Below are 5461 nucleotides of genomic sequence, written 5' to 3'. Positions count from 1 at the left end.
AAGACCAGAACAGAGTAAATCTGTTAAGGCAGGTGCGGAACCCCGCAAGGGAAAGAAGCAGAAACCTAAATCGTGAGGTTTGGGAATCGCCGTCCGTTTACGGCGGTGAGGATGTCAACTCTCGTTAACCTAGAAATTCCGAGACTAGCAAAGATCCAGTAACCTAGGAAGAAACCGTCACAAGTGAAGACTAGGAGACAATAGACCTATGTTAGAAGCCTATCATCAGCACGTTGCCGACCGAGCGAAATTAGGTATCCCTCCCCTTCCCCTCAACGCTCAACAAACGGCGGAATTATGCGAAATACTCAAAAATCCGCCCGAAGAACTCAGGGGAGAATTGCTGACCCTGCTGCGTGACCGTGTTCCCCCCGGAGTTGACGAAGCGGCCTACGTTAAAGCGGGATTTTTAACAGGAATTGCCAAAGGTGAAATAAAATCTAACGTTATCTCCCCCCAGGGTGCGGTTAACTTACTGGGAACCATGGTCGGTGGTTATAACGTTCATTCTCTGATTGAACTGCTGAAATCCAGAGATATTAATATCGCCGCTGCTGCTGCCAGCGCTTTAAGTAAAACCCTGCTAGTATTCGATGCGTTTAACGAGGTTTTGGAATTATCCGACACCAATCCCTACGCTAAACAGGTTATCGATGCTTGGGCCAATGGCGCTTGGTTTATCGCTAAACCGAAACTTGCTAAAGAAATTACCGTCACCGTTTTCAAAGTCCAGGGGGAAACCAATACAGATGACCTATCTCCCGCTCCCCATGCCACCACCCGGCCTGATATTCCCCTCCATGCTTTGGTAATGTTAGAAACCCGTCAACCGGGGTCTTTAGAAACCATTGCCGAATTGAAAAAATTAGGCCATCCGGTCGCCTATGTGGGGGATGTGGTCGGGACTGGTTCCAGCCGAAAATCGGCGATTAACTCGGTTCTCTGGCATATTGGCGATGATATTCCCTTTGTACCTAATAAACGTGCTGGTGGCTATATTTTAGGCAGTAAAATCGCCCCTATCTTCTTTAATACTGCTGAAGATTCTGGCGCTTTACCGCTTGAATGCGATGTTAGCCAAATGAACACGGGGGATGTGATTAAAATCTATCCCTACGAAGGCAAAATCACCAACGAAGCGGGCGCAACTATTAGCACTTTTAGCCTCAAACCTGAGACAATTCTGGATGAAGTGCGGGCCGGCGGTCGTATTCCCCTATTAATCGGTCGTAGTCTCACCGATAAAACCCGTCACGCCTTGGGACTTGAGGCTAGTACCCTATTTACCCGTCCCACTATGCCTAATGACACCGGTAAAGGTTACACCCTAGCGCAAAAAATGGTCGGCAAAGCTTGCGGTTTACCCGGGGTGCGGCCGGGTACTTCCTGTGACCCAATTATGACCACGGTAGGGTCTCAGGATACCACCGGTCCGATGACCAGAGACGAGTTAAAAGAGTTAGCCTGTTTAGGTTTTAGCGCCGATTTAGTCATGCAGAGTTTCTGTCACACGGCAGCCTATCCGAAACCGGTTGATATTCAAACTCATCACCAATTACCGGACTTTTTCTCTACCCGGGGTGGGGTCGCTTTACGTCCGGGAGATGGCATTATTCACTCCTGGTTAAATCGGATGTTATTGCCGGATACGGTGGGGACTGGAGGCGATTCTCATACTCGTTTTCCCCTGGGAATTTCCTTTCCTGCGGGGTCGGGTTTAGTGGCATTTGCGGCCGCTTTGGGAGTAATGCCTTTGGATATGCCAGAATCGGTTTTAGTGCGTTTTACGGGGGAATTACAACCAGGTGTAACTCTGCGCGATATTGTTAATGCTATTCCCTACGTTGCCATCCAAGAAGGCAAATTAACCGTGGAAAAACAGAACAAAAAAAATGTTTTTAACGGTCGCATTATGGAGATGGAAGGGCTGCCGGATTTGAAATTAGAACAGGCTTTTGAGTTAACCGATGCCACGGCGGAACGTTCCTGCGCCGGTTGTACGATTAAGTTAAGTACCGAGACAGTGGCGGAATATTTACGCTCTAATGTGGCCCTGTTAAAAAATATGGCAGCCCGGGGTTATAGTGATGCCAAAACTATCCTACGTCGGGTAGCAAAAATGGAACAATGGTTAGCTAATCCCGTCCTGATGGAGGCGGATAAGGATGCCGAATATGCGGATATTATCACCGTCAACTTAAGCGAGATTAAAGAACCAATTGTCGCCGCACCCAATGACCCCGATAATATCAAGTTAATGTCGGAATGCGCCGGGGATAAAATTGATGAGGTGTTCATCGGTTCTTGTATGACTAATATCGGCCATTATCGCGCCGCCGCTAAGATATTAGAAGGAGCAGGAGTTGCTAAGGCTAAACTGTGGATTTGTCCCCCCACCCGCATGGATGAAAAACAATTGCGCGATGAGGGAATGTACGGCATTTTTGCCGCTTCTGGGGCCCGTACTGAGATGCCTGGATGTTCCCTTTGTATGGGTAATCAAGCGCGGGTTGAAGACAGAGCGACGGTATTTTCTACCTCGACTCGTAACTTCAATAATCGCATGGGAAAAGATGCGCGAGTCTATCTCGGTTCCGCCGAATTAGCGGCGGTTTGTGCGCTGCTAGGACGCATTCCCACCGTTGAGGAATACCTCGCAATTGTCACCGAGAAAATTAATCCTTTTGCCAGCGATTTATACCGCTATTTGAACTTTAATGAAATCGCTGGTTTTGAGGATGAAGGCCGGGTAATTCCCCTAGAAGATTTACCTAAAATTGAGGATATATTAGGGATTCCTTCCGGTGTTTTGAGTTAGTATGAAGTTGAGGGTGAGCTATGAAAAGCTCACCTTTTGTTCAGAAAATAAAGAGGTAAAATTTATGGGGATGCCCTGTGAAGTGAATAGTATTTTAAAGTTAAAACCATCTCAAGGTTATCCAGAAAGTTTGGAATTATCTAAACAGTATCAAGGGAGCAAAGAAGATTATAGAATTATTCCTGTTGATGTTCCCATTCCTTTGGTAAATGAACATTGGGTCGCCTACGCAGATGTTATCATTGAAAAATTAGTTTGGGAAAATCGTCAAACAACAGTTTTATTTAGAATTGATAGGATTTATCCAGTCCCTTTTATTGTCAAAGAAACTTGAAATTAGATGAAGGATCAACAACGAATAATTATTGCAAGAATTATTAAGTATGAATTTGATTATTTTCTCAGAAAATTCAAGCCTTGGGAAAAACTCATATTTTTGTTATACTTAATAGTAGCAATTGTGACAGGTTTAGGGGATGCAAGTTCATTTTTTACAGGAGAGAATAGTCCTATACCTAGGGAATGGAAATTATTAAAAAGTCCTCAAATAGTTACGATTATATCTATTATTATCTTAGGAATTCCTGTTCTACTCTCTCAAACACAGACTGGACAAGATACTGTTGAACTTTTAGAAACAATTCGCTTAAATATTGTGCCAGCAATCAGTAGTTCTTTAGAAGAATTATCTGTTGATATAAAACAAAAATTTAATCTACAGGGCAATATCAGAGTATCCTTGTGGATACCAGTGAGACAAAAGTTATTTACTTGGAATCTCCAAATGGTATGTAAAACTAGCAATGTATCTGATAGGGAACTAGAGGCACTTTTTGAATTAGATGAAGGGGTAATTGGTTACACATACCTGAAGACTATAAGAAAGTATGCTTTGGAGTTTGTTGATATTTCTAATTCCCAGCAATTACCGTCTTCTTATGTCCCTCTCCAAAGAGACAATGAACTATTAATTAATCCTCATATAAAAATTGTGTTAGCTGTAGCTGCACTGCAAAAAAGTTCTATTCTGGGACTATTAGCTGTTGATACCGATGATAGTGCGGATTTAAGCTCAATGAATGATAGAAATCTGCATAGTAGTATTTTAGACTGGATGACACAATACAATAACGTTGTTAAATTACTCTGGAGAATGAAGAATAATGTCTAGGGTATTGACTAGGTTAAGCAATTGACTCATGATAACAGTAGGGTTAAGACCTAAACCACAGAGGAAACTATTATGTCTGAGTCACTAAAACAACAGAGACAAGCACCTAGTTTAAAGTTAATTGAAATATTAGAAGATGGTAGTGCCAAAACTTTTATCTACGAAGATCCCGAAAAAAAGAGCAAATCCAGCTTTATTGCTCGAATAAAGGCTAAAATACAACAAAAATTCAGACCATCAGCTAATTAGTTCTTATGTATTTGCCAGATCATTTGTACACAAGGGGGTTATCTACCCCCGGATTTGTTTTTATAGTCATGACCGATTAGTTTGATACATTCTAGATATATGAAGCTCTTATCCTGTCTAGTATTAATATTCTCAATCTTAATTGAAATCGCTGGTTTTGAGGATGAAGGCCAGGTAATTCCCCTAGAAGATTTACCTAAGATTGAGGATATCTTAGGGATTCCTTCCGGTGTTTTGAGTTAGTTGACCGGTTATGGGTCATTTCGATCGAGGCGAAAGATTTCTTTTGATTTCGATCAAGATGACCCCTCTAACGATCGAATTTTCGACAATTATAGGATTTTTTTCGATATACGGAATGACAACTCGATAAAATAAAAATATGAAATTCGAGTGGGATCGACAAAAGAACCGAGCGAATATCATCAAGCACGATCTAGACTTCGCGGACGCGCAGCGGATATTTGAACATCCCATTCGAGTTTCCCTTGACGAACGAGAAAATTATGGCGAAGATCGATTGATAGGAATCGGTACGCTCGATGGCCGAGTGGTAGTTGTCGTTTTTACAGAACCGAGTAGAGATACAATTCGTATTATTTCACTTCGTAAAGCTTTACCCTATGAACGAAAACGATATGAACAATACCTCCGAGACGAATTGGGAGAAAGTTGACGCTCTTACGGAAGAGGAAATCGACACATCCGATATTCCGCCCTTAACCGAGGAGTTTTTTAGTAAATCGCGGTGGTGGAAACCTGTAGAGAAAGTAAATGTTCTTGTTCAAGTAGATACCGAAACCCTAGCTTGGTTTCAATCACAGGGCGAGGATTGTGAACAAAAAATGTCCGCCGCTTTACGGATTTATGCGGAGGCTCACAAAGTATAGTCAAGTTTAGTTCGGGTACAAGCCACACAATAAAAAAGTTCGCTATCATTTTGAGCGGGATGAAAAGCCACACAATCTCATTTACCAATAAATCGCCTTAAATGAAATGATAAAAGTGAGTACGAAAAATTATGATTATAGATGTACCGACTGGAGATGATTTTAAATCCTCTGGCATTGATTTTTTAAATCTGGCTTGGGATACGCTGATAAGTAGGGTTTGCTGAATAAATCTAAAAACCTTACAGGAAAGGGCTTTTAGCTTGATTGAGAGCTTCCCAAATGCACTTAAATCTGCTAGAATCTCTTAAAACCCTTGCATCACCCTTGCAT

7 protein-coding genes are annotated in these 5461 nt (G+C 42.2%); all 7 read left to right on the top strand.

From position 1 onward, the window contains the following. The first annotated feature begins 208 nt into the window (after positions 1–208). Entirely contained in the window at positions 209–2818 is a 2610-nt protein-coding gene (gene acnB, locus EWV68_RS21385; protein ID WP_287170969.1) for a bifunctional aconitate hydratase 2/2-methylisocitrate dehydratase, read from the top strand. A 13-nt stretch (positions 2819–2831) separates the two neighbouring features. Next, complete coding sequence (locus EWV68_RS21380; protein ID WP_223210942.1) at positions 2832–3152, top strand: DUF2584 domain-containing protein; 321 nt, start codon at positions 2832–2834, stop codon at positions 3150–3152. 6 nt (positions 3153–3158) lie between these two features. After that, entirely contained in the window at positions 3159–3989 is an 831-nt protein-coding gene (locus EWV68_RS21375) for a hypothetical protein (RefSeq protein ID WP_061431512.1), read from the top strand. Positions 3990–4061: 72 nt separating this feature from the next. Beyond that, on the top strand, positions 4062–4238 hold the full coding sequence (locus tag EWV68_RS21370) for a hypothetical protein (RefSeq protein ID WP_002797259.1): 177 nt from the start codon (positions 4062–4064) through the stop codon (positions 4236–4238). A gap of 99 nt (positions 4239–4337) precedes the next feature. Then, positions 4338–4481 (top strand): hypothetical protein, encoded by a 144-nt coding sequence (locus tag EWV68_RS21365; RefSeq protein WP_002797260.1) that lies wholly within the window; start codon positions 4338–4340, stop codon positions 4479–4481. Between the two features lie 139 nt (positions 4482–4620). Further along, a complete protein-coding gene (locus EWV68_RS21360) occupies positions 4621–4914 on the top strand; it encodes a BrnT family toxin (RefSeq protein ID WP_002735016.1) in 294 nt (97 codons plus the stop codon). Then, positions 4862–5128, top strand: a complete 267-nt coding sequence (locus EWV68_RS21355; RefSeq protein ID WP_061431511.1) for a BrnA antitoxin family protein — start codon at positions 4862–4864, stop codon at positions 5126–5128. Before EWV68_RS21360 ends, EWV68_RS21355 begins: the two co-directional genes overlap by 53 nt. The last annotated feature ends 333 nt before the right edge of the window (positions 5129–5461 follow it).

It is taken from the genome of Microcystis sp. M_QC_C_20170808_M9Col, from assembly GCF_007095495.1.
Lineage (GTDB): Bacteria > Cyanobacteriota > Cyanobacteriia > Cyanobacteriales > Microcystaceae > Microcystis > Microcystis aeruginosa.
Note: the sequence above shows the minus strand (reverse complement) of the source record. Positions and strands in the feature narration are given on the sequence as shown.

Coding starts and splice junctions, on each gene's coding strand:
- acnB (WP_287170969.1), top strand. CDS start 209: ATGTTAGAAGCCTATCATCAGCACGTTGCCGACCGAGCGAAATTAGGT.
- EWV68_RS21375 (WP_061431512.1), top strand. CDS start 3,159: ATGAAGGATCAACAACGAATAATTATTGCAAGAATTATTAAGTATGAA.
- EWV68_RS21370 (WP_002797259.1), top strand. CDS start 4,062: ATGTCTGAGTCACTAAAACAACAGAGACAAGCACCTAGTTTAAAGTTA.
- EWV68_RS21365 (WP_002797260.1), top strand. CDS start 4,338: ATGAAGCTCTTATCCTGTCTAGTATTAATATTCTCAATCTTAATTGAA.
- EWV68_RS21360 (WP_002735016.1), top strand. CDS start 4,621: ATGAAATTCGAGTGGGATCGACAAAAGAACCGAGCGAATATCATCAAG.
- EWV68_RS21355 (WP_061431511.1), top strand. CDS start 4,862: ATGAACGAAAACGATATGAACAATACCTCCGAGACGAATTGGGAGAAA.